Source organism: Weizmannia agrestimuris (genome assembly GCF_943193165.1).
In the GTDB taxonomy this organism is placed as follows: Bacteria; Bacillota; Bacilli; order Bacillales; family Bacillaceae_C; genus Weizmannia; species Weizmannia faecalis.
Genome location: NZ_CALPDC010000002.1, coordinates 14,419 through 36,689 on the forward strand (window position 1 = coordinate 14,419; position 22,271 = coordinate 36,689).

Sequence of the window (22,271 nt, forward strand, 5' to 3'; positions counted from 1 at the left end):
TTTCCCTGCGGTGTGCTATTTTAAAGGAGGCAGAACCACCAGAGAATTTGCATGGAGAAATAGAGAAGGAGTTGTCGTTATGTCTGTTGCTTCGACAGAAAAATTATGGAATGTGGAGAAGCTGAACGAAGATATCCGCTTATTTCCGCAGGTCCATCCGATTACACCGGATATGAACATTACGTACAAAGGCGTTTCAAGGCTTGTCATGATTGACAGATACGCGTTTAAAGACACGGAAAAAGTCACATTGGGCAAGGGCGATTTTGTTGTCCTCACGATTAAAGAAGACCCGAAATTTCCGGCCAGGGGGCTCGGCGTCATTAAAGGGATCGACTGGGAAAAAAATGAAGCGGAAGTCTTAATTGAAGAAGATTACCGCCAGGCGCTGGAACACCCGGATGAAAGAGAAACGGGGGTCATCAAAAGGTCGCTTGATATCATTGAAAAGCCTCTTGAAGTCTACTACGAACAAATCGCAAAACGGAATGCAACCGGCTTAGCGGCAGTGGAAAAAACAGAAGAGAAACGGAAAGAATGGTTTGAGAAGTTTTACAATGAACTGGTAAACTTAAACTTTATCCCGGCAGGCCGCGTCCTCTACGGCGCCGGCTCGGAAACGGAAGTGACTTATTTTAATTGTTATGTGATGCCGTTTGTACCGGATTCAAGGGAAGGCATTTCCGAACACCGTAAACAGGTGATGGAAATTATGAGCCGCGGCGGCGGAGTTGGGACAAACGGTTCGACGCTGCGCCCGCGCAATACGCTGGCTAGAGGGGTCAACGGCAAATCAAGCGGCTCTGTCTCATGGCTCGATGACATCGCCAAACTTACGCACCTGGTCGAACAGGGCGGCAGTCGCAGGGGAGCGCAAATGATCATGCTGGCTGTCTGGCACCCGGACATTGTCGAATTTATCATTTCGAAAATGCAGAATCCGCGGATTTTGCGTTTCCTGATCGAAAATACGAACGATGAATGGATCCGCAAGCTTGCCCACGATAAATTGAAATTCACGCCGCTCTCTGAAATGGAAAGGCAAATGTACCATGGGATTGTGAACTACAAACATATTCCGGGCCAAGGCGGCTTTACGGAAGAAGTCATGAAAGAGGCGGAAGAAAAACTGGAAACAGGCGGCCATTACACCGTTCATAATCCGGAATTTTTAACCGGCGCCAATATTTCCGTCTGCCTCACAAAAGAATTTATGGAAGCAGTTGAGCAAGACGCAGAATTCGAGCTGAAATTTCCGGATGTGGAAAATTACAGCGAAGAAGAAATGCGCATATACAATGAAGAATGGCATAAGATCGGCGATGTGCGCGAATGGGAAAAACTTGGCCGCAAAGTGCGCGTCTATCGCAAAATCAAAGCAAAAGAACTTTGGAATTTGATTAACATCTGCGCGACTTACTCGGCGGAACCGGGCGTCTTCTTTATCGACAACGCCAACGACATGACAAACGCAAAAGCATACGGCCAGAAAGTCGTCGCAACAAACCCTTGCGGAGAGCAACCCCTTGCGCCCTATTCCGTCTGCAACCTGGCAGCAGTCAATCTTGCAAAAATGGTCGACAAAGAAACGAAAGAAGTGCGCTGGGACCAATTGAAACAAACCGTCCATACCGGCGTCCGCATGCAGGACAATGTCATTGACGCGACCCCGTACTTCCTGAAAGAAAACAAAAAACAGGCGCTCGGGGAACGGCGTGTCGGCCTTGGCGTTATGGGCTTAGCCGACCTTCTCATTTATATGGAAAAAGAATACGGATCTGAAGAAGGCAATAAACTTGTCGACAAAGTGTTTGAAACAATCGCGACCGAAGCATACCGCGCATCCATTGAGATCGCAAAAGAAAAGGGGAGTTTCCCGTTTTTAACGGGTGAAACCGAAGAAGAGACAAACCGCCTGCGCCATGCATTCACGGAAACCGGCTATATGAAAAACATGCCGGAAGACATCCGCAAGGCGATTTTAACACACGGCATCCGGAACTCCCATTTGCTAACCGTTGCACCAACCGGATCCACCGGCACCATGGTTGGCGTTTCCACTGGGCTGGAACCGTATTTTTCCTTTTCCTATTTCCGCAGCGGTCGCCTCGGCAAATTTATCGAGGTCAATGCGGATATCGTCCAGGAGTATCTGGATAAGCACCCGGAAACGGACAAAGACCATCTGCCAAACTGGTTTGTAACCGCGATGGATCTTGCACCGGAAGCCCATGCCGATGTCCAATGCGTCATCCAGCGCTGGGTGGACAGCTCGATTTCGAAAACGGTCAACGCCCCGCGCGGCTACACGGTTGAACAGGTGGAAAAAGTGTACGAACGCCTGTATAAGGGCGGCGCGAAAGGCGGAACCGTTTATGTGGACGGGAGCCGGGATTCGCAAGTCCTGACATTGAAAGCAGAAGAACCACAGGAAGAAAAACAGGAAAAAGCGGAAGTCAAACACGCGAAACAGCATGTCGTCCTGGTTGATACCATCCCGGATATCCGGTCAACAAACGTCACATACGGCAACGAAATCGGCGATACCTGCCCGATCTGCCGGAAAGGGAAAGTTAAGGAAATCGGCGGCTGCAATACATGCGATAACTGCGGCGCGCAATTAAAATGCGGCTTGTAAATGGAATAATGGAGAAAAAAACGGAGCAAAGTGATGCTCCGTTTTTTTTCGCTTATAAAACACCGGTTAAAAGAATCATCAGAAAAATGGTTAAAAAATTTTAATTCGAATATTGACAGCAAAAATGTCCGATGCTACTATTTATATATCAAAAACAATATATAACGTGTTAAAAACGTTATATAAATTAAAATGATAAAAAGGAGGGCGGTTGATGGACGAAACCGTTTATGATGTGACGATTATCGGCGGCGGGCCTGTTGGTTTATTTGCGGCTTTTTACGGCGGCTTGCGGCAAATGAGAGTTAAAATCATTGAAAGCATGTCGCAACTTGGCGGGCAGCTTGCCGCGCTTTACCCCGAAAAATACATTTATGATGTAACCGGTATGCCAAAAGTGAAAGCGCAATCATTGGCCGACCGGTTAATCGAACAAGCCATGCAATTTCATCCAACGATTGTGCTGAACGAAACGGTGCAGGATGTGAAGAAAACCGGCCGCGGCACCTTTCGCATCGAAACAGGATCAGGCTTCCATTTTTTAAAAACGGTCTTGATTACAGCCGGTATCGGGGCATGCCAGCCGCGCCGGATTGAACACGAACAGGCATTGCAATACGAAAACAAAAACCTCCATTATTTTGTGAATGATATGCGCAAATTTAAGGGAGAAAATCAGTGCACCAGAAGCGATGGCGTCCGGGCTATTAACGAAAGTGGTTCCAGCCTGCCACTTGGAACAGGAAACGCAGCATTTTGCTGAAAGGCTTGCCGCGATGCCGACAAAAGCAATCGGCCTCGTGAAGCGGTATATGCAAAAAAGCTTTGAAAGCACATTGGATGAAATGCTCGAAAATGAAGCATACGCCCAGCAGATTGCAGGGCAAACAGCCGACCACAAGGAAGGGGTCCGGGCATTTTTTGAAAAAAGAAAACCGGAATACAAAGGCAATTAAACAGAAAGGATGAACATGCATGCCGATAACAAAAGAAGTAGCAGTATTTCCTGCTGAAATGAAACGGAGCGCGTATAAAATGGTCATCAACGGAGAACCGGTGGATGCTGCAGGCGGCGAAACGTTTCACGTCTATAATCCTGCAACCGGCGAAGCCATCGCCACGGTGCCGAAAGCGGATGACGCGGATGTCTACCGGGCCGTTGAGGCGGCGCGCCATGCTTTTGAACACGGAAAATGGAGGCGCTATCCGGTTGGAAAACGGGCGCGCGTCCTGAACAAAATTGCCTCCATTATGCGCAGCCGTTTTGATGCGCTTGTTGAGATGGAAATTTTAAATACCGGAAAGACGATTGAAACGGCAAAGGGGCAGGTGATGCAGGCCATTGAAGATTTCGAGTTTTTCGCGGGGGTGATTGTCGGACATCGCGGCGCTGTGAACCATGTTCCCGGCCAGTTCTTTAACTATACCCAAAAAGAACCGGTTGGGGTCGCTGCCCAGATCATTCCATGGAATTACCCGCTCATGATGGCTGCATGGAAAATTGCCCCGGCGATCGCAGCAGGATGTTCTGTTGTGGTAAAGCCGGCAAGCCTTACGCCGATTACAGCCATTTTACTGGCTGAAATCTGCCATGAGGCCGGTGTTCCGGCAGGCGTTGTGAACGTGATTACCGGGCCGGGGGCGAAAATCGGGTCTTATTTGGCGAAGCATGAAGGGGTCGATAAAATCGCCTTTACCGGAGAAACTTCCACCGGAAAAGAGATCATGGCAAACGCTTCGGAAACATTGAAAAGAGTCACGCTGGAACTTGGCGGAAAATCTCCGAATCTCGTATTTCAGGATGCGGATCTCGATGCCGCCGTCAATGGTGCCCTGTACGGCATCTTCTATAATACCGGGCAATCGTGCGAAGCGAGATCCCGTATTTTCCTGCACGAAGACATTTACGATGCGTTTATGGAAAAATTTGTGGCCAAAACGAAAAAACTGGTGCTCGGTGATCCGTTTTCGCCTGCCTCGCATATCGGGGCGATCATCAGCAAAGGGCAGCTGGAAACCATCCACCGCTATGTCGAAGAAGCAAAGCAGGCCGGCGCAACCATCGTGACAGGCGGAAAACCGGCTAAAGTGGAAGGGTTTGAAAATGGTTACTGGTATGAACCGACCATTATCACAAACGTCACCAATGACAGCAAAATTGCCCAGGAAGAAATTTTTGGGCCGGTCGTGGTGGTGATGCCTTTTAAAGAGGAGAAGGAAGCCGTAAAACTTGCAAATGCGACGAAGTACGGCCTGGCTTCAAGCATTTGGGCAAAGGACCAGGGCCTAATTAAGCGGGTCACAGACGGCATCCAGGCAGGCATTGTCATGGTCAACAGCCCGTTCTCCGCATTCCCGGGGACACCGTTCGGCGGATATAAACAATCCGGCTTCGGGCGCGAATTAAGCTTCGAATGCCTCGATTTATACAGTGAAACCAAGAGTGTACTCACTTATGCAGGGGCAAAACCTTTAAACCCGTTTCAGTTATAAGCTTCCGGTCGAATAAAGGCACTCATTGCTGCACTGGCAGTGAAACGGGTATCCGGCAGGGCAAGATGGACAAATAAGAAGCGAACGCATTCTTTCGGGATGGGTTCGCTTCTTTTAAAAATCGTCTAAAAAGATAGAAAATGTAAAGAGGAAGTGGTATGATGGCGGAAACATTGGTTGTCATTGGTTCAGGGGTAATGGGGTGCGGCATTGCTTATGCGGGCGCACTCGGCGGTTTCAAAGTCAGACTGGTAGATGTCCGGCCTGACATCTTGCATCAAGCGGAAAACAGGATTGAATCCGTCATGGAAAAAGGGCTTTCGAGGGGGAAAATCAACGGGGCAGATGCTGAAAGGATAAAGGCAAATATCGAATATACCGTTGATTTGCCGGCTGCAGCCGGTTGTGCAGATGTGATCATCGAGGCAGTGCCGGAAAAAACGGAAATAAAAAAAGAAGTGTTTGAAAAAATGGACAGGTTTGCGCCTGCCGGTTGCATCCTTGCGACCAATACATCAACGATGAGCCCGACTGAAATCGGTTCTTTTACTACCCGTCCCGCATCTGTTATTGCCATGCATTTTTTCAATCCGGTGCATAAAATGCCGCTTGTCGAGATCATCAGGGGGCTTGAAACAAGCGATGAAACGGTTCAACGGGCTGAAAAAACAGCTGAAAAAATGGGGAAAGAAACGGTGATCGTGAATGAATTTCCCGGCTTTGTTACAAGCAGAATCAGCTGTTTAGTTGGAAATGAAGCGTTCTACATGCTGCAGGAAGGGGTAGGGACAGCGGAAGAAATCGATAAAGCCGTCAAGCTCGGCTTGAATTTTCCGATGGGGCCGTTTGAATTGGCGGATTTGGTCGGTTTGGATGCAAGGCTAAACAATTTGCGCTACTTGCATGAAAAGCTTGGCGAAAAGTACCGGCCGGCGCCTTTACTGGAAAAGTATGTGAAAGCGGGCAGGCTTGGGCGGAAAACAGGCAAGGGCGTATATGATTACACAACGGTTGAAGGAGAATGAAGATGAGAGACGTCGTCATCGTTGATGCGGTCAGAACACCGATTGGGCGATATAAAGGAGCGTTAAAATCAGTAAGGCCGGACGATCTGGCGGCAACCGCCATCAAGGCGTTGCTCGGCCGCCATCCCGAAGTTCCCTGGAACGAAATCGAAGAGGTCATTCTCGGAAATGCGAACGGCGCGGGCGAAGAAAACCGGAATGTCGCAAGAATGGCTGCATTGCTCGCCGGACTTCCGGTCGAAACCGCCGGCACAACCGTTAACCGCTTATGCGGATCGGGCCTCGATGCTGTCAATATCGCAGCCAAAGCGATCATGGTTGGTGACGGGGATCTTTATATTGCCGGCGGAACGGAGAGCATGACAAGGGCGCCGTTTGTCATGGCAAAGCCGGAAAACGGCTACCCGAGGGGCAATTTGGAAATGTTTGATACAACGATCGGATGGAGATTTGTCAATGAAAAATTAAAGAAAATGTACGGGACAGACAGCATGCCGGAAACGGCGGAAAATGTCGCAAAGCAATTTCATATCAGCCGGAAAGCGCAGGATGCCTTTGCTTTTACGAGCCAAATGAGGGCGAAAGCGGCCATGGAAGCAAACCGCTTTCAAGATGAAATCGTGCCTGTCGTGTATACGAATCAAAAGGGGGAATCCGTGTCTGTCACCCAGGATGAACATCCCCGCCCCGATACTACGCCGGAAAAACTAGCAAGGCTGAAACCGCTTTTTGCAGGAGGCACGGTGACGGCCGGAAATTCATCGGGCATCAATGACGGGGCGTCTGCCGTGCTATTGATGAGCGCTGAAAAAGCTGTCCAATTGGGCATCAAACCGATGGCCCGGTTTGTCGCCAGCGCAACGGCAGGATTGGAACCAAGGATCATGGGGCTCGGCCCGGTGTACGCAACGAGAAAAGCATTAAAGCGCGCCGGATTTACTATTTCGGATATTGATCTTGTCGAGTTAAACGAAGCCTTTGCTTCCCAGTCTATTGCATGCATCCGGCAGCTGGAACTGGACAGTGAGATTGTCAATGTAAACGGAGGGGCGATTGCTTTCGGACATCCATTGGGAGCAAGCGGCGCGAGAATTTTAACAACGCTCGTCCACGAGATGCAAAAGCGAAAGGCAAAACGGGGGCTCGCTACGATGTGCATCGGGGTGGGCCAGGGGATTGCAACCGTTATCGAAAAAATTTAAAATGGGGGAAAGAGATCTTTGGCAGAGACAAGGAGTTTATAAATGGAAAAAACGTTAAATACGCGTTCGATGATTTTTACGCTTTATGGCGATTACATCCGCCATTACGGAAGCGAAATTTGGATTGGCAGTTTAATCAAATTGCTGGAAGCGTTCGGCCACCATGAGCAATCTGTCCGTGCTGCCATTTCCCGCATGAGCAAACAAGGCTGGGTGGAAAGCCGCAAAGAAGGAAACAACAGTTACTATTCTTTGACTGAACGCGGTGTAAAACGGATGAATGAGGCTGCCGGGCGGATTTTTAAACTGAACCCGGGCAAATGGGACGGCAAATGGCGGTTTTTTCTGTATACGATACCCGAAAAAAAGCGGAACATCAGGGATGAACTGAGAAAAGAACTGATGTGGAGCGGCTTCGGCCTCCTGTTAAACAGTGTCTGGCTTACGCCGAATGATTTGCTGGATGAAATGAAAGGGATCATCGACAAGTATGGGATCAATGAATATGTCAAAATCTTCACTGCCGAAAATGTATGGGGCAAATCCGATAAAGAACTTGTGCATGAATTATGGGATATTGATTATATGAACGACCGGTATGAAGATTTTATGGCCCATTACCGGGAAAAATATGAAAGCGTCAAAGAAAAGATGAAAAGAGGGGAAATGACGAATCAGGACTGCTTTGTCGAACGGACGATGCTTGTCCATAATTACCGGAAACTATTGTTTGTGGATCCCGGTTTGCCGGAAGAACTGCTGCCGGAAAAATGGAAAGGGGAGGAAGCAGCCGCGCTTTTCCGGGACTATTACCGAATCCTTGCCAAACCGGCAAATGATTTTTTTGAAGACATTTTTTCTGAAGGATACGACACTTTTCAGAAAAGCAAACATTATGATGTGTTTGACCATCCGCTTATAACTGAAAAAGCATGATCATTCGGGCGCAGAAAGGAGCGATCAAGTGGCAAATCCGGTAACTGAAATGTTGGGCATCAAATTTCCGGTTTTTCAGGGCGGGATGGGAAATATCAGTGATCCTGCCCTTGCTGCAAGTGTTTCCAACGCTGGCGGGCTGGGAACGATTGGCGCCGGGACGCTGCCCGTAGCGGAAATCGAAAAAAGAATGGATAAAATGCGCAGCTTGGCCGCTTCCCCCTGCTGCGTCAATATTGCCATTTCGGTTCATCCAAACGCGGACGAAGTCATCCGGTTAGCCATTGAAAAAAAGATTCCAGTTGTTTCCCTATCTGCCGGCAACCCTTCGAAATATATCCCGGTTTTGCATCAAAACGGCATAAAAGTGATTTGTGTCTCCTCCACTGTCCGCCAGGCGAAAAAAGCGGAAATAGCGGGGGCTGATATCCTTGTATGCGAAGGATACGAAGCAGCAGGAATCAATGCTGCCAATGAAAGCACGACAATGGTGCTCGTTCCGCAGATTGTAAAAGCGGTCAACATTCCGGTTGTCGCAGCGGGAGGGATTGCGGACGGCAAAGGTTTGGCGGCGGCACTTTCGCTCGGGGCATACGGCGTGCAAATGGGGACGAGATTCATCGCAACAAAAGAAGCGCAGTTTCACCCTGTATATAAGAAGGCTGTAATGGAAGCAACAGATGAAGCGACGATGATCATCGGCAGACGATACCAAATGATGCGCAGAGTGTTCAAAAATGCGTACGCAGACTATCTCCGCGAACTGGAAGAAAGCGGCGCGGATCCGGACCGCTTTAAAGCGCTGACAAGCGAAGCCCATCATGAAAGGGGAGCGCTTCAAGGCGATATGGAGCACGGTTTTATAAACGGGGGCCAAATTTCCGGCCTTATTGAGGACTGCCCGTCTGTTGCCCAATTATTAGAAAAAATGGTAAAGGAAGCGCAGGCTGTGCTAACCAGGAGCATGGCACGGTTATAGTCCCGTATGAACGCTTTGTTCTAATTCCTCTCCTTGTGCGCTAAAATAATAAAAAAGCATTTTTCATCTTTCGCTCAAGCAGGGCATCCTGCCAACATTCCGTATCTTTTCTGACCAACAAACCGAAACGCCCGATGCGAATCCAAGGGTGGGTTTCCATGGAAATTGATGCGGTTTTTTCCGGTGGAGGCATAAAAGGCCTTGCGCTCATCGGGGCATTGGAAGTATTGGAAAAAAGGGGATTTACGTTTAAACGGCTGGCCGGCACAAGCGTCGGTTCCGTTTTTGCAGGGCTGTTGGCTGCAGGCTATACAAGCGGCGAAATGAAGCAAATGCTTGCGGAAACAGACGCGGCCGCGTTCCTTGACGAGCGGAAAACGCTGCTGCCGGTGCCGTTTGCGAAATGGCTGCTGCTGTATTGGCGGCTCGGGCTGTACAGGGGCGCCGCGTTTGAGGAATGGATCGGGGAAAAACTCGCCTCTAAAGGGGTGTACACGTTCAAAGATGTTCCAAAAGGCTCCCTTTATTTCACGGCATCCGATCTTACCCATAACCGGCTTGTTGTATTGCCTGATGACCTGGAGCGTTACGGGGTGCCATGGCAAACCTTTCCGGTAGCAAAGGCCATCCGGATGAGCGCGAGCATCCCGTATTTTTTCGAACCGGTACGGCTGCGCTCGCTGGAAGGCACGAGCCTTATTGCAGACGGTGGCGTTTTAAGCAATTTTCCGATGTGGCTGTTTGTCAAACCGGAAGAAAAAAAGGCGCGGCCGGTGCTTGGCATTACGCTAAGCTCGAAACAATCGGAAGAGCCAAATGCGGAGATAAAAAATGCGATCCAGCTGTTCGATGCCTTGTTCAAGACGATGAAAGACGCCCATGATGCCCGCTATATTTCAAGAAAACTGGAAAAGGACATTATTTTTATCGCTGCAGATGGCGTACCTGCCACAGATTTTCAGCTTTCCGCCGAACAAAAAGCAGCCTTAATCGAGGCGGGCCGGAAAAAAACAGAAACGTTTCTGAAAACGTGGTCCTATTAATTAAAAAAGAATCGAGCTTAGTAGACAGCTCGATTTTTCTTTTTGCCCTTTTTGCCTTCAATCACGGTTAACTGGACATTGGATTTTTTGCGCAGCGGCCGTTTTGAAAATTTAACCGTGTGGACAGTATGGACCTTCATATTCCGTTTTTTCATTCTTTTTCTGGATTTGCGGGCGGCTTTTAAAAATGCTTTTTGCTCCTGGTTGGAAACATTCGTGCTTCTCTTGAGCAAGAAACGCATGCCAGCCAAAAGCACTGCCGCAAAAATGAAGGCTATCAAAACCCTTTTTAAGAATACAACCGGCTCATGAAACAAAGAGGAACCCAGGCCAAGCAGGGCCAAAAGAAAAATGCCGGCGATGATCCATTGACGCGTCTTCAACAAAAGCCACCTCCTCATGTTTTCCTAACCATTTTTTCCATCATTCTATCAGTTTATACGGTTCCGGCCGTTTTTATTTTGAGGTTGGTTCCCCGTCGCACAAACAAGCTTGTGATAGTAAATGTATTCCCATGCACTGGAAACTTCAAACGCCGTTTTTAACGGGCGGCAGAAGCTGGATCACCCGATTCCAGTTCAAGCAGCGCCTGAAAGGAGGAAATCGCAACTTCAATTTGCTTGTCATCCGGCTCTTTTGTCGTTAACAGCTGCAGCCACAGGCCCGGATAGCCAAGATATTTCAAAACCGGAATATGGCGGACTTTATTGGTCAGCTGAAGGACTTCAAACGACGTGCCGAGCACAACTGGAATCAGCAAAATCCGGTCGGTGAGGCGAAGCCAGAGCGGATCTGTCGGGACAAGCGTATAAATCAGGACGCTCACAATCACGGTAAACAGAATAAAACTGCTGCCGCACCGGTAATGCAGCCTCGATTGTGAGCGGACGTTTTCAACGGTCAGGGCAAGCCCGTTTTCAAACGTATTGATGACTTTATGTTCAGCCCCGTGGTATTGGAATACCCGCTTGATAAACGGCGTTAAAGAAATCAAATAAATATACGAAAGCACGAGCAGCAGCTTAAACGCGCCTTCAATGAGAATTTGCGCGGTATCCCCGGGAAAAAACGGCCTTGTCAGTTCTGCCAGAAAAACGGGAATCAGCGTCATGAAAAATTTGGCAAACAAAAAGGACAAGACGCCGGCAGCAGCCACGCCGAGCACCACCGTTGTTTTTGCCGGGGCTGCTTCCTTCCGTTTTTCGTCTTCTTCCGGGTCAACATCATACCGCTCGCTTGCAAAATTCAAATGCTTTGCCCCGTTTGCGGATGATTCAATGATGGCAATGATCCCGCGCAAAAACGGGATTTTTTTTAATTTTTGAATGGACGGGCGCGTCTTTTTCGGCAGATAAAAGAAGTCGATCCGGTTGTTTTTGCGGCGGATGGCAGTGACCGAATGCCGCTTTCCGCCGAACATGACCCCTTCCACGACTGCCTGGCCGCCATAAGCTGGTTTTGTCAATTTCTTCTCCCCCAAACCTAAACTTCGAATGTTTCTTTCCCGTTTAAAACGGAATGGATTTCCGAAACGTTACTTACGCTTATTTTACTAAATCATTTTAAATACGACTAGGGGAAAGACTTATGGGAAAGATAAGAAAGAAAAGATGCGCGCCGTCACATGTGAAGGGGTGGAAAATATGGAAAATAACAGTAAAGCATTGAAAAACCAGGAGCATTCCATGACCTTTTTTCAAATGGTGCTTATGACCGGATTTGCGGGCGGGATCATTTGGAGCCTGGTTGCCTATTTATGCTTTTCTTTTCATTTTACGGCGATTGAACCGAATGTCCTGCTTGAACCATTTACGGTCGGATCCTGGCGCAAAATGTGGATCGGAAAAACCATTTCCATATTGGTATACGGATTGTTTTCTACCGGCTGTGCCCTTGTCTATTATCTTTTCTTTAAAAAATTGAAATCGATGTGGGTGGGCGCGATCTACGGGCTTTGCCTGTGCGCGGTCGTCCTGATTGTGCTGAATCCGATTTTTCCCGGCATGAAGCCTTTTTTAAAACTCGATGCCAATACGATTATCACTTGCTGTTGCATTTACATTCTCTACGGTGTGTTTATCGGTTACTCGATTTCGTTTGAGTATGAAAGAAGCCGGGTTTTTAAGAGAAAACTGGAGAGGCAGTCGAACCCGCTCCCGTAAATCGATCCGGGCGGGAAGAAGCGCGAGACCCGGATTCAGGGAGATGCATGCGACCGGAAAGTTAAAAAATAGAAATTTTCTTCAATTTGTGGTAAAATGGGCACGTTAAATATGGGAAAAAGGTGCTTGAAATGAAAAAATACCTCGTATTAAACGGCCCAAATCTGAATTTGCTCGGGCAAAGGGAACCCGGCATTTACGGGAAAGATTCGCTAAAAACCTTGATGGCGCACATGGAAGCGGCGGCCCGAAAGTACGGCGTTGCCATCGGTTTTTTCCAATCCAACCATGAAGGCGCCCTGATTGACAAGCTCCATGCTGCCGGGGATGAAGGCTTTGCCGGGATTATTTTCAATCCAGGCGCGTTCACGCATTACAGCTATGCTTTGCGGGACGCGATCAGTGCCATCCGTCTACCGGTGATTGAAGTACATATTTCGAATATCCATGCTCGCGAGGAATTCCGCCACCATTCTGTAACGGCGGCTGTTGCGCGCGGGCAAATTGCGGGCCTTGGGCTGTACGGCTATGAGCTTGCCCTCATGGCTTTGCTTGAGGCAGAAAAGGGAGAGGAAGAAAGATGTTAAAACTGGAGAAATTAAGAGAAACATTTCCGCAGGCCGCTATTGACGGCTTGCTCATTACAAGTCCGTATAACCGCCGCTATATGTCCAATTTTACGGGAACGACCGGGATTGTCCTTATATCCGGGGAAGCGGCAAAATTTATTACGGATTTCCGTTATGTCGAGCAGGCATCAAAAGAGTGCGAAGGCTACGAGATCGTCCAGCATCAGGGGCCGGTGGAACAGGAAGTGGCCAAACAGGTAGAAGCAATGGGAATCAAACGGCTTGGGTTTGAGCAGGACCATATGAGCTATGCGCTTTTTAAAACGTATGAAGGGCTACTCGATGCAGAACTGGTCCCGGTTTCCGGACTTGTTGAAAATTTGCGCTTGATCAAAACAGATGCGGAAATTAAGATATTAAAAGAAGCTGCGGATATTGCAGATGCTGCTTTTAAACATATCCTTGACTTCTTAAAACCGGGCGTCACGGAATTGGAAGTTTCCAATGAACTCGAATTTTTCATGAGGAAATGCGGCGCGACCGCTTCTTCATTTGATACCATCGTCGCATCCGGCCTCCGCTCTGCCATGCCGCACGGGGTGGCGACGGACAAAGTGATCGAAAAAGGCGATTTGGTCACGATGGATTACGGTGCGCTCTATAAAGGCTATTGTTCGGATATAACAAGGACGGTTGCCGTCGGGGAGCCTTCCGAGCAATTGAAGGAAATTTACAATATTGTGCTGGAATCGCAGCTGCTTGCCGTCGAAAACATTAAACCGGGCATGTCCGGTGTTGAAGCAGACGCCATTTCCCGCGATTATATTGCTCAGAAAGGTTATGGTGAAGCGTTCGGCCACTCCCTCGGGCACGGGATCGGCCTTGAAATCCACGAAGGCCCGAATCTTTCCATGCGCTCGGCTTATACTTTGGAACCGGGCATGGTTGTCACCATCGAACCGGGTATTTATGTGCCGGGTGTCGGCGGCGTCCGGATTGAAGACGATACGGTGATGACCGAAAATTCGAATGAATTGCTGACGCATTCCGCAAAAGAACTGATTATATTATAATAGTTACAGCCCTTAACAGGGGATCGAATGAACATGTAGGAGGAAAAATATGATTTCAGTAAACGATTTTCGCACCGGCTTAACGATTGAAGTGGATGGCGGCATCTGGCGCGTCCTCGATTTCCAGCATGTTAAACCGGGAAAGGGCGCCGCTTTTGTGCGCTCGAAGCTTCGCAATTTGCGTACCGGCGCCATCCAGGAAAAAACGTTCCGTGCCGGCGAAAAAGTCGAAAGGGCACAGATCGACAACCGGAGAATGCAGTATTTATATGCAAACGGCGACCAGCACGTATTTATGGATACGGAAACGTATGAACAAATCGAGCTGAGCAGCGCCCAAATTAAAGACGAGCTGCAATACTTGCTGGAAAACATGGAAGTGCAAATGATCATGTACCAAGGAGAAACGCTCGGCATTGAACTCCCGAATACGGTCACGCTGACAGTTACCCATACGGAACCGGGGGTAAAGGGCGATACGGCAACAGGCGGGTCCAAACCGGCCACGCTTGAAACCGGCCTGACGGTACAGGTGCCTTTCTTTGTAAATGAAGGCGATAAATTGATCATCAATACAACGGACGGTTCATACGTGTCCCGTGCCTGATTGCTTTGAAATAAGCTTGGCGTCCCAAACGGCGTCAAGCTTTTTTGCTTTTCCGGCAAGATAGGAAAAAATAAGTTTACATAATCATATTATAAACAACTTAAACTTTCGGAGCCTGCCACTGCTTCCTTGTCATAGTTTTCAAACCTGGCGAATAGATTGTACTATCCATGAACCAAACTGTATGTTTTGAAAGCAGGGATGAAGAATGGAAGATTTGCTGGGCATTTTGCCGAAATCCTTATCCAACCAGCTGGAAAAGTTGGGGGATATACTCGAAGATGTGGAAGAAATCCGCATCCGCGTAAACCGCCCGCTTGAAATTACTTCAAAAGGAATCCCGCATTTTTTGCGCTACATGCCAACGGAGAGCGATGCCGAGCAGCTGATCAGCCGGCTTGCGAATTTCTCCTTTTACGCCCTTGAAGAAGAGCTGAAAAAGGGATATGTCACGATCAGCGGCGGGCACCGTGTCGGATTCGCGGGGAAAGTCATTCTTGAAAATGGACAAGTAAAGGCGATCCGCTATTTTTCATCTTTTAATATCCGGATTGCCCGGGAAAAAATCGGAACTGCAGATCCTTATCTTTCTGCCCTTCACAACGGGCACTGGTTGTCCGCGATGATCATCGGGGCGCCACAGACCGGGAAAACGACATTTTTAAGGGATATCGCACGGCTGATTTCAACCGGGATCCCGGAACGCGGCATTTCGCCCGCCAAAGTGGGAATTGTCGACGAACGGTCTGAAATTGCCGGCTGCGTCCACGGCATCCCGCAACTCCATTTCGGGCCAAGGGTCGATGTGCTGGATGCCTGCCCGAAAGCGGAAGGGATGATGATGCTGATCCGGTCGATGAGCCCGGATGTCATCATCGTGGATGAGATCGGCCGCGAAGAAGATGCGGCGGCAATTATGGAGGCGGTAAATGCGGGCATTTCGCTCGTCATGACAACGCACGGGGAAAACTTCCGGGATATAAATAAGCGCCCGATTTTAAAGAAAATCCTCGAATTGTATGCGTTTGACCGTTTTCTCGAACTGTCGCGGGGGAGCCGGCCGGGAAGGGTAACAGCAGTCCGGGATGCGGAAGGGAACATCATTCGTACCGGTGAAGGTGTTTCCCGTGCTTAAACTTTTTGGAGCAGCACTGATTGTGTTCGCCACCAGTTTCATCGGCTTTGAGGCAGCGAAACGGTTAAGCGAACGCCCCCGCCAGCTAAGAATTTTTCAAAGCGCGCTTCAAGCACTGGAGGTGGAAATCATGTACGGGCATACCCCGCTGCATGAAGCGGCAAGAAAACTGTCAGACCAGCTTCCGGATCCGGCTGCCGCCTTCTTCCGTTCCTTTGCCGGCCAGTTGACAACATTGGAAACAACGGTAAAAGAAGCATGGGAAAAAAGCCTTGACGGGATTTGGGAAATGACGGCCCTGAAAGAAAATGAGTATGAAGTATTGCGGCAACTCGGGGAAAACCTGGGCAAACATGACCGCTATACCGAGCAAAAGCAGCTGCTCCTGGCCCTTTCACATTTGGAACGGGAAGAAAAAGAAGCGCACGAAAGGCAGCTCCGCTATGAAAAAATGGCAAAAAGCCTTGGCGTCCTCACGGGTTTACTGATCGCTATTTTACTGATCTGAGAGATGCACGGATCATATTGGGGGAAAAGCAATGGGCATTGATGTGGATATCATTTTTAAAATTGCCGGGGTCGGGATTGTCGTCGCATTTCTCCACACGATTCTTGACCAGGTTGGCAAAAAAGAATATGCGCAATGGGTTACGCTTCTCGGTTTTCTTTACATTTTGTTTTTAGTGGCATCCATCGTAGGGGATTTGTTTTCCAAAATCAAAACGGTCTTTCTTTTTCAGTAAGCCGGGAAAAAAGGGGGGATTTCCCATTGAAATTTTGCAAATTGCGGGTGTGGCGCTCATCACGACTTTCCTTGCGCTCATATTAAAAGAGCAGAAACCGAATTTTGCCTTTTTGCTGACGCTTTTTGCCGGCTGTTTTATCTTTCTATTTCTGGTGGACAAGATATATGAGATCATCCGCCTGCTGCAAAAAATTGCCCAAAAAGGGAATGTCGACACGATGTATATCGAAACGATCCTGAAAATTATCGGCGTCGCTTATATCGCCGATTTTGCATCCAATATTACAAAAGATGCCGGGCAGGGGGCACTTGCGGCAAAGGTGGAGCTGGCCGGCAAAATCATAATTTTAACAATGGCCATCCCCATTCTTACCGTGCTGATTGAAACGATTGTCAATCTCGTTCCGCGTGCAGGGAGTTGAGAATATGGGGCGCAAAAAAATGTGCATCGCGCTTTTCATTCTGTTTGCCTTCTGTTTCTTCGCACAGCCGGCATCCGCCGCTTCGGAAAATACGGACAAACAGGAGAACATTCCGGAAAAAATGGTCGATGAACAACTGAATCAATTGGACTTATCAGAACTGAAAAACTACTGGGATGAAATTGTCAGCAAATACGGCGGATACTTGCCGGAAAGCCAGAAAGGGAGCCTTATGGATTTTATGAAAGGCGAAAAGCATTTTTCTTTGCAAGCCTGGCTGAAAGGGCTGCTTTCGTATATTTTTCAGGAGCTGCTGATCAATGCAAAACTATTAGGCTCCCTCATCATTCTTACGATTCTGAGCATCCTGCTGGAAAACCTGCATCATTCGTTCCAGCAAGGGACGATCAGCAAAATTGCGTATGCGGTTGTTTTCATGGTGCTCGTCATTATTGCCCTGAACAGTTTTCATGTCGCCCTTCAATATGCGCTTGAGGCGATCCGGACAATGAAAGGTTTTATCCTGGCGCTGATGCCGCTCTTGCTGGCGCTGCTTTCCACATCGGGCGGCGCCGGATCGGCAGCCTTTTTTCACCCGGTCATTATTTTTCTCTCCGGCACAAGCGGCATGCTGGTCGAGATCATCGTGCTGCCGCTTCTGCTGCTTTCAACGCTCTTAGGCGTCGTCAGCACCCTCTCGGAACAGCACAAAGCAACACAGCTGGCCGGTCTGTTGCGCAATCTCGGGATCGGCATACTCGGCGCTTTTATGGCTGTGTTTTTAGGCGTCTTGTCCGTTCAGGGGACGGCAACGGCGGTGATGGATGGGCTTGCGGTCAGGACCGCAAAATTTGTGACCGGCAATTTTGTCCCGGTTGTCGGGCGGATGCTGACGGATGCCGCCGATACGGTGATCAGCGCTTCCGTCCTTTTGAAAAATACGCTCGGCATTGCAGGTGTCGCCATTGTGCTGCTCATTGCGGCGTTTCCGGCTATCAAAATTTTCGCCATGTCGTTCATGTTCAAGCTCGCTTCCGCCCTTTTGCAGCCGCTCGGCGGGGGGCCGGTCATCAGCTGTCTTGATATCATCAGCAAAAACATGCTGTACGTATTTGCCGCCCTCGCGATTGTGACCATCATGTTTTTTCTCAGCATTACGATCATCGTTACGGCGGGCAATCTTACGATGATGATGCGTTAAGGGGGGAGACCTGTGGACGTTTTGACAAAATGGGTGCTGAATATCATCATTTTTATCCTTTTGGCGACCATAACGGACATGCTTCTGCCTGACTCCGGGATGCGGAAATATACAAAGCTTGTGACCGGGCTTTTGCTCATTGCCATCATCGTCACACCCGTATTCCGGCTCTTTTCCACAGATCCTGCCATATGGATAGAAAAATTCGGGGATTCCAGTACTTCAAGCCCGTCTGCGGAAGAAAATGCGCTTGAAACGAAGAAAAAAGAAATAAATGACATGCAGCAGGAATATACATTACAACAAATGGCTGTCCAACTGAAGCAGGATGTGGAAGGGGAGGTAGAGGAAGCGTTTGGAAAATCGATTTCAAAAATCACGGTCGAGTGGAAAGACGGGGCCAAAAGCGGGGATCTTACCGCTTTAAAAGCGTCAAACGTAAAAAAAATCCACGTCTATCTGGAAGCGCAAAACGAAAAAGAGACTGTTGCTGCCATTAAACCGGTTGAAATCGGGACGGATAAACAAACAGAAAAACAAAGCACACGGGAGCAGCAATCGATCATTGCCATGTTGTCAAATCGCTGGAAAATCAATAAAGAAAAAATTGATCTCCGTTTCGAAGGGGGGCTTGAAAACGAAAATGGATCGTAACCAGGGACCGTTCAAAAAACTGAAAGAAAAATGGCTGCCATCCGGCCCGCCGGATAAAAAGAAAAAGCTTGTGTTGTTAACCGTACTATTGATCTCCGGTCTCGGGATGATGTTTATCAACGACCTTTTCGGGACTTCAAGCGAAAAAAACGAAGCGCTGACTGCATCTTCACCCGTAAAAACGGCAGGCGGAAAAGGGACAGCCGCATTCGGTGCAGGCACTTCCAAAAAATCAAAATCGATCTCCACGTACGAAAACCAATATGAGAAAGAACTGAAAAGCATTCTGGAACAAATCAAGGGCGTCGGTTCCGTAAACGTCCAAGTGAATGTGGCCACATCAGAAAGCAAAGTGTACGAAAAAAACGCCACCATCCGGAATGAAACGACAACCGAAACAGATAAAAACGGCGGGGAACGGAAAATTGACAGCATTTCAAAAGATGATAAAGTCGTCATCGTCCAAAACGGGGACAAGGAAGTGCCGCTTGTAACGGAAACCAGGAAGCCGGAGATCACAGGGGTGTTAGTCGTTTGCGAGGGTGGCGGCGACGTCTCCATCCAAAAATCGGTAAAAGAAGCTGTTGCAAGCGCCCTTGATATCGCAAGTTACCGTGTTTCCGTCATGCCAAAAAAAGAATGAGGAGGAATGGGTATGCTTTTGAAAAAACAAACGGTCTGGCTGTTGACCATGTTAAGCCTTGTTGTGGTTTTGTCCGTGTACTATGTGACGGCGGAACCAAAAACGACGAATCAGGTTACCCGGCAAGAAAAAGAAAAGGAATCTGCGGCAACGAAGGAAAAGGCTTCCGGTTCGCAAAAAATCAAATTGACAACAAAGTCTGCCAGTGATGAAGTGTTTGAGACGCTCCGCCTTGAGCGGCAGGATGAAATGAGCAAAAAGCAGGAAGAACTGACCAATAAACTCGCATCGACCGACCTGACGCCGGATGAAAAAAGCAAGGCAATGGATGAAATGAAAAAATTAACGGAGACGGCGAATAAAGAACAGGTTTTAGAAAGCCTGATCAAAGCAAAAGGATATGAGGATGCGCTCGTTCAGGCAGACGGCGATGAAGTGGTCGTGACCGTCAAATCGAAAAAGCACGATAAAGCGGCTGCAAATGAAATCGTCAAGCTTGTGAACCAGGAATTGGGCAATACGCCAAAACTGGCCGTGGAATTCCAGACAAATTAAGGAAAGCCAGAATAGGGGGCGGTTACAGCCCTTTTTTCTGTGCGGAAAACAAGGGAGATTGCTTTTTTGCCGGGCTTTTTTTCTATATTTAAAAAATGATTGAAAAATGATTGAAAAATAGATTTGCGCGTGATTTTAAATTTCCGTAAAACGCTTCCTCCTTTTTGCGCCAAGCGGGGAAGGGCATTTTTGCAATGTGCCGGGAATCCGTTTTTTATACAAATGATTGAATTTTCGCCTCCGGTTATCGTATGATATGGATAGTTATTTATTCATAAATTGTTAACAATTTTAGAAGCTGAAAAAACGAAGGAGTGTCATATATGCTGAAAGTAGAGGAAATCCAGGCTTTGATCGAGCTTGTGGACCGTTCAAACCTCGATGAATTTGAATTTGAAAACGACGGGACCGTCATCAAAATGAAGAAAAACACCGGCGTCCAAGTCATTGAACGCCCGGTGCGTGAAGTGGCTCAGGTTTCCGCACCCCCGCAAATGCCTGCGCAGCCCCGCCAGCTTGCAGAAAACCCGCAGCCTGAAGCTCCGGCGCAAGCAGCCGACGAAAATCTGCATAAAATCGTGTCGCCGATGGTTGGCACCTTTTACCAGGCGGGTTCCCCGGAAGAAGAACCGTATGTGCAAATCGGCTCCAAAGTCAGCCCGAATACGGTTGTATGCATGATTGAAGCGATGAAGCTGTTTAACGAAATCGAAGCGGAAGTGGAAGGGGAAATTGTAGATATCCTCGTCAAAGACGGCCAGCTTGTTGAATTCGGCCAGCCATTATTTTTGGTAAAGACAAAGTAAGGAGCGGACTTTCATGATTAAAAAAGTTTTGATTGCAAACCGCGGCGAAATTGCGGTTCGGATTATCCGTGCCTGCCGCGACCTCGGGATTGAAGCCGTGGCCGTTTATTCGGAAGCGGACAAAGATGCACTGCATGTCCAGCTTGCGGATGAAGCGTACTGCATCGGCCCGAAAGCATCGAAAGACAGTTATTTAAATTTTGCCAACATCATCAGCGCAGCAACTTTAACAGGCTGTGACGCGATCCATCCCGGTTACGGATTTCTTGCTGAAAATGCCGATTTTGCCGAGCTTTGCCGAGAATGCAATATTGAGTTTATCGGGCCAAGCCCGGAAGCCATTGCGAAAATGGGCGCAAAAGATGTGGCGCGCGAAACGATGAAAAAAGCGGGCGTGCCGATTGTCCCGGGTTCGGACGGGCTTGTAAAAGACGCAGAAGAAGCAAAAGTCGTCGCAAAAAAAATCGGCTATCCGGTGATTATTAAGGCAACGGCCGGCGGCGGTGGCAAAGGGATCCGCGTAGCTTTGAATGAAGAAGAGCTTGTAAAAGGCATCCACATCACCCAGCAGGAAGCCGCGACTGCTTTCGGCAACCCGGGTGTTTATCTTGAAAAATACATTGAAGACTTCCGCCATGTTGAAATCCAGGTCATGGCTGATAAATTCGGCAATGTGATCCACCTGGGCGAACGGGATTGCACCATCCAGCGGCGGCTGCAAAAACTGCTTGAAGAATCCCCGTCCCCGGCACTATCGAGCGAAATGCGCGAAGAAATGGGGCAGGCTGCCGTGAAAGCGGCAAAAGCGGTTGACTATACGGGGGCCGGCACCATCGAGTTTATTTTTGACCACCGCAACCAGAAGTTTTACTTTATGGAAATGAATACCCGCATCCAGGTGGAACACCCGGTTACAGAAATGGTCACTGGCGTGGATCTTGTCAAAGAACAGATCCTTGTGGCATCCGGGGAACCGTTATCCTTAAAGCAGGATGAAGTCACATGGAACGGCTGGGCAATTGAATGCCGGATCAATGCCGAAAATCCGGAAAAGAATTTTATGCCGTCTGCGGGCAAAATTAACTTTTACCTGCCGCCGGGCGGGATCGGCATCCGCGTGGAATCGGCCGTATATCCGGGTTACAGCATTCCGCCGTATTATGATTCCATGATTGCCAAGCTCATTGCCTACGGAGCGACGCGCGATGAGGCGATTGCTCGCATGAGACGCGCGCTCAGCGAATATGCCGTGGAAGGCGTCCACACGACGATTCCGTTCCATCAGCGCCTCCTCGAACATGAAGTTTTTGTCGAAGGGGATTTCAACACGAAATTCCTTGAAAAATATGATGTAATGAAATAACGTGTAATTATAGGAGGTGT

At 48.5% G+C, this 22,271-nt stretch carries 24 protein-coding genes and 1 pseudogene; 23 read left to right on the top strand and 2 right to left on the bottom strand.

Annotated elements, in window-relative coordinates; genetic code table 11:
• Positions 1-79 precede the first annotated feature (79 nt).
• From NFR98_RS01370 to NFR98_RS01410, 9 genes and pseudogenes are all read left to right on the top strand, one after another.
• Entirely contained in the window at positions 80-2,638 is a 2,559-nt protein-coding gene (locus NFR98_RS01370) for a vitamin B12-dependent ribonucleotide reductase (RefSeq protein WP_046720743.1), read from the top strand.
• Between the two features lie 214 nt (positions 2,639-2,852).
• Positions 2,853-3,356, top strand: a pseudogene (locus tag NFR98_RS01375) (NAD(P)/FAD-dependent oxidoreductase); the annotation flags it as partial.
• Positions 3,331-3,594 (top strand): enoyl-CoA hydratase-related protein, encoded by a 264-nt coding sequence (locus NFR98_RS01380; RefSeq protein WP_110139055.1) that lies wholly within the window; start codon positions 3,331-3,333, stop codon positions 3,592-3,594. The pseudogene NFR98_RS01375 and the gene NFR98_RS01380, both read left to right, overlap by 26 nt.
• A 19-nt stretch (positions 3,595-3,613) precedes the next feature.
• Positions 3,614-5,131 (top strand): aldehyde dehydrogenase family protein, encoded by a 1,518-nt coding sequence (locus NFR98_RS01385; RefSeq protein WP_014098041.1) that lies wholly within the window; start codon positions 3,614-3,616, stop codon positions 5,129-5,131.
• A 161-nt stretch (positions 5,132-5,292) separates the two neighbouring features.
• Positions 5,293-6,156 carry a 3-hydroxyacyl-CoA dehydrogenase gene (locus NFR98_RS01390; protein ID WP_026104521.1) on the top strand — a complete coding sequence of 288 codons (864 nt, stop codon included), beginning with the start codon at positions 5,293-5,295 and terminating at the stop codon, positions 6,154-6,156.
• Positions 6,157-6,158: 2 nt separating this feature from the next.
• On the top strand, positions 6,159-7,358 hold the full coding sequence (locus NFR98_RS01395; RefSeq protein ID WP_251459538.1) for an acetyl-CoA C-acyltransferase: 1,200 nt from the start codon (positions 6,159-6,161) through the stop codon (positions 7,356-7,358).
• Positions 7,359-7,400: 42 nt separating this feature from the next.
• A complete protein-coding gene (paaX, locus tag NFR98_RS01400; RefSeq protein ID WP_071451930.1) occupies positions 7,401-8,294 on the top strand; it encodes a phenylacetic acid degradation operon negative regulatory protein PaaX in 894 nt (297 codons plus the stop codon).
• A gap of 28 nt (positions 8,295-8,322) precedes the next feature.
• Complete coding sequence (locus NFR98_RS01405) at positions 8,323-9,273, top strand: NAD(P)H-dependent flavin oxidoreductase (RefSeq protein ID WP_014098045.1); 951 nt, start codon at positions 8,323-8,325, stop codon at positions 9,271-9,273.
• A 158-nt stretch (positions 9,274-9,431) separates the two neighbouring features.
• On the top strand, positions 9,432-10,316 hold the full coding sequence (locus NFR98_RS01410; protein WP_014098046.1) for a patatin-like phospholipase family protein: 885 nt from the start codon (positions 9,432-9,434) through the stop codon (positions 10,314-10,316).
• 17 nt (positions 10,317-10,333) lie between these two features.
• Here NFR98_RS01410 and NFR98_RS01415 read toward each other — a convergent pair whose 3' ends face one another.
• Both NFR98_RS01415 and NFR98_RS01420 read right to left on the bottom strand, forming a co-directional pair.
• On the bottom strand, positions 10,334-10,699 hold the full coding sequence (locus tag NFR98_RS01415; RefSeq protein ID WP_014098047.1) for an SA1362 family protein: 366 nt from the start codon (positions 10,697-10,699) through the stop codon (positions 10,334-10,336).
• A gap of 158 nt (positions 10,700-10,857) precedes the next feature.
• The gene (locus tag NFR98_RS01420; RefSeq protein ID WP_014098048.1) at positions 10,858-11,781 is read right to left on the bottom strand and encodes a DUF1385 domain-containing protein; all 924 of its coding nucleotides are present in this window, start codon (positions 11,779-11,781) and stop codon (positions 10,858-10,860) included.
• A gap of 178 nt (positions 11,782-11,959) precedes the next feature.
• On the opposite strand from NFR98_RS01420, the gene NFR98_RS01425 reads away from it, so the two are divergent.
• The 14 genes from NFR98_RS01425 to accC all read left to right on the top strand — a co-directional run bounded on the left by NFR98_RS01425 (position 11,960) and on the right by accC (position 22,251).
• Positions 11,960-12,478, top strand: coding sequence for a YqhR family membrane protein (locus NFR98_RS01425; RefSeq protein WP_230090457.1), 519 nt, complete (start codon positions 11,960-11,962; stop codon positions 12,476-12,478).
• Between the two features lie 131 nt (positions 12,479-12,609).
• Positions 12,610-13,065, top strand: a complete 456-nt coding sequence (aroQ, locus tag NFR98_RS01430) for a type II 3-dehydroquinate dehydratase (protein ID WP_014098050.1) — start codon at positions 12,610-12,612, stop codon at positions 13,063-13,065.
• Positions 13,059-14,120 (top strand): M24 family metallopeptidase, encoded by a 1,062-nt coding sequence (locus NFR98_RS01435; RefSeq protein WP_014098051.1) that lies wholly within the window; start codon positions 13,059-13,061, stop codon positions 14,118-14,120. Before aroQ ends, NFR98_RS01435 begins: the two co-directional genes overlap by 7 nt.
• A 49-nt stretch (positions 14,121-14,169) precedes the next feature.
• Positions 14,170-14,727, top strand: coding sequence for an elongation factor P (gene efp / locus NFR98_RS01440; RefSeq protein WP_017550512.1), 558 nt, complete (start codon positions 14,170-14,172; stop codon positions 14,725-14,727).
• Between the two features lie 208 nt (positions 14,728-14,935).
• On the top strand, positions 14,936-15,862 hold the full coding sequence (gene spoIIIAA, locus NFR98_RS01445) for a stage III sporulation protein AA (protein ID WP_061565226.1): 927 nt from the start codon (positions 14,936-14,938) through the stop codon (positions 15,860-15,862).
• Positions 15,855-16,370: a stage III sporulation protein SpoIIIAB gene (gene spoIIIAB, locus NFR98_RS01450; RefSeq protein WP_061565225.1), complete on the top strand. Its 516-nt coding sequence runs from the start codon at positions 15,855-15,857 to the stop codon at positions 16,368-16,370. Before spoIIIAA ends, spoIIIAB begins: the two co-directional genes overlap by 8 nt.
• A gap of 31 nt (positions 16,371-16,401) precedes the next feature.
• Positions 16,402-16,605, top strand: a complete 204-nt coding sequence (gene spoIIIAC, locus NFR98_RS01455; protein ID WP_013859618.1) for a stage III sporulation protein AC — start codon at positions 16,402-16,404, stop codon at positions 16,603-16,605.
• A 34-nt stretch (positions 16,606-16,639) separates the two neighbouring features.
• Entirely contained in the window at positions 16,640-17,029 is a 390-nt protein-coding gene (spoIIIAD, locus tag NFR98_RS01460; RefSeq protein ID WP_014098055.1) for a stage III sporulation protein AD, read from the top strand.
• A gap of 4 nt (positions 17,030-17,033) precedes the next feature.
• Positions 17,034-18,230, top strand: coding sequence for a stage III sporulation protein AE (gene spoIIIAE, locus NFR98_RS01465; RefSeq protein WP_014098056.1), 1,197 nt, complete (start codon positions 17,034-17,036; stop codon positions 18,228-18,230).
• Between the two features lie 12 nt (positions 18,231-18,242).
• The gene (gene spoIIIAF, locus NFR98_RS01470) at positions 18,243-18,884 is read left to right on the top strand and encodes a stage III sporulation protein AF (RefSeq protein ID WP_014098057.1); all 642 of its coding nucleotides are present in this window, start codon (positions 18,243-18,245) and stop codon (positions 18,882-18,884) included.
• On the top strand, positions 18,874-19,527 hold the full coding sequence (gene spoIIIAG, locus NFR98_RS01475; protein WP_014098058.1) for a stage III sporulation protein AG: 654 nt from the start codon (positions 18,874-18,876) through the stop codon (positions 19,525-19,527). The genes spoIIIAF and spoIIIAG overlap by 11 nt, the downstream gene beginning before the upstream one ends.
• Positions 19,528-19,539: 12 nt before the next feature.
• Entirely contained in the window at positions 19,540-20,082 is a 543-nt protein-coding gene (locus tag NFR98_RS01480; RefSeq protein ID WP_013859613.1) for a SpoIIIAH-like family protein, read from the top strand.
• A 323-nt stretch (positions 20,083-20,405) separates the two neighbouring features.
• On the top strand, positions 20,406-20,888 hold the full coding sequence (accB, locus tag NFR98_RS01485) for an acetyl-CoA carboxylase biotin carboxyl carrier protein (RefSeq protein WP_014098059.1): 483 nt from the start codon (positions 20,406-20,408) through the stop codon (positions 20,886-20,888).
• A 13-nt stretch (positions 20,889-20,901) separates the two neighbouring features.
• On the top strand, positions 20,902-22,251 hold the full coding sequence (accC, locus tag NFR98_RS01490; RefSeq protein ID WP_014098060.1) for an acetyl-CoA carboxylase biotin carboxylase subunit: 1,350 nt from the start codon (positions 20,902-20,904) through the stop codon (positions 22,249-22,251).
• The last annotated feature ends 20 nt before the right edge of the window (positions 22,252-22,271 follow it).

Excerpts from the sequence above, each read along its gene's own strand:
- NFR98_RS01370 (WP_046720743.1), top strand. The coding sequence starts at position 80 with ATGTCTGTTGCTTCGACAGAAAAATTATGGAATGTGGAGAAGCTGAAC.
- NFR98_RS01380 (WP_110139055.1), top strand. The coding sequence starts at position 3,331 with ATGGCGTCCGGGCTATTAACGAAAGTGGTTCCAGCCTGCCACTTGGAA.
- NFR98_RS01385 (WP_014098041.1), top strand. The coding sequence starts at position 3,614 with ATGCCGATAACAAAAGAAGTAGCAGTATTTCCTGCTGAAATGAAACGG.
- NFR98_RS01390 (WP_026104521.1), top strand. The coding sequence starts at position 5,293 with ATGGCGGAAACATTGGTTGTCATTGGTTCAGGGGTAATGGGGTGCGGC.
- NFR98_RS01395 (WP_251459538.1), top strand. The coding sequence starts at position 6,159 with ATGAGAGACGTCGTCATCGTTGATGCGGTCAGAACACCGATTGGGCGA.
- paaX (WP_071451930.1), top strand. The coding sequence starts at position 7,401 with ATGGAAAAAACGTTAAATACGCGTTCGATGATTTTTACGCTTTATGGC.
- NFR98_RS01410 (WP_014098046.1), top strand. The coding sequence starts at position 9,432 with ATGGAAATTGATGCGGTTTTTTCCGGTGGAGGCATAAAAGGCCTTGCG.
- NFR98_RS01425 (WP_230090457.1), top strand. The coding sequence starts at position 11,960 with ATGGAAAATAACAGTAAAGCATTGAAAAACCAGGAGCATTCCATGACC.
- aroQ (WP_014098050.1), top strand. The coding sequence starts at position 12,610 with ATGAAAAAATACCTCGTATTAAACGGCCCAAATCTGAATTTGCTCGGG.
- NFR98_RS01435 (WP_014098051.1), top strand. The coding sequence starts at position 13,059 with ATGTTAAAACTGGAGAAATTAAGAGAAACATTTCCGCAGGCCGCTATT.
- efp (WP_017550512.1), top strand. The coding sequence starts at position 14,170 with ATGATTTCAGTAAACGATTTTCGCACCGGCTTAACGATTGAAGTGGAT.
- spoIIIAA (WP_061565226.1), top strand. The coding sequence starts at position 14,936 with ATGGAAGATTTGCTGGGCATTTTGCCGAAATCCTTATCCAACCAGCTG.
- spoIIIAC (WP_013859618.1), top strand. The coding sequence starts at position 16,402 with ATGGGCATTGATGTGGATATCATTTTTAAAATTGCCGGGGTCGGGATT.
- spoIIIAE (WP_014098056.1), top strand. The coding sequence starts at position 17,034 with ATGGGGCGCAAAAAAATGTGCATCGCGCTTTTCATTCTGTTTGCCTTC.
- spoIIIAG (WP_014098058.1), top strand. The coding sequence starts at position 18,874 with ATGGATCGTAACCAGGGACCGTTCAAAAAACTGAAAGAAAAATGGCTG.
- NFR98_RS01480 (WP_013859613.1), top strand. The coding sequence starts at position 19,540 with ATGCTTTTGAAAAAACAAACGGTCTGGCTGTTGACCATGTTAAGCCTT.
- accB (WP_014098059.1), top strand. The coding sequence starts at position 20,406 with ATGCTGAAAGTAGAGGAAATCCAGGCTTTGATCGAGCTTGTGGACCGT.
- accC (WP_014098060.1), top strand. The coding sequence starts at position 20,902 with ATGATTAAAAAAGTTTTGATTGCAAACCGCGGCGAAATTGCGGTTCGG.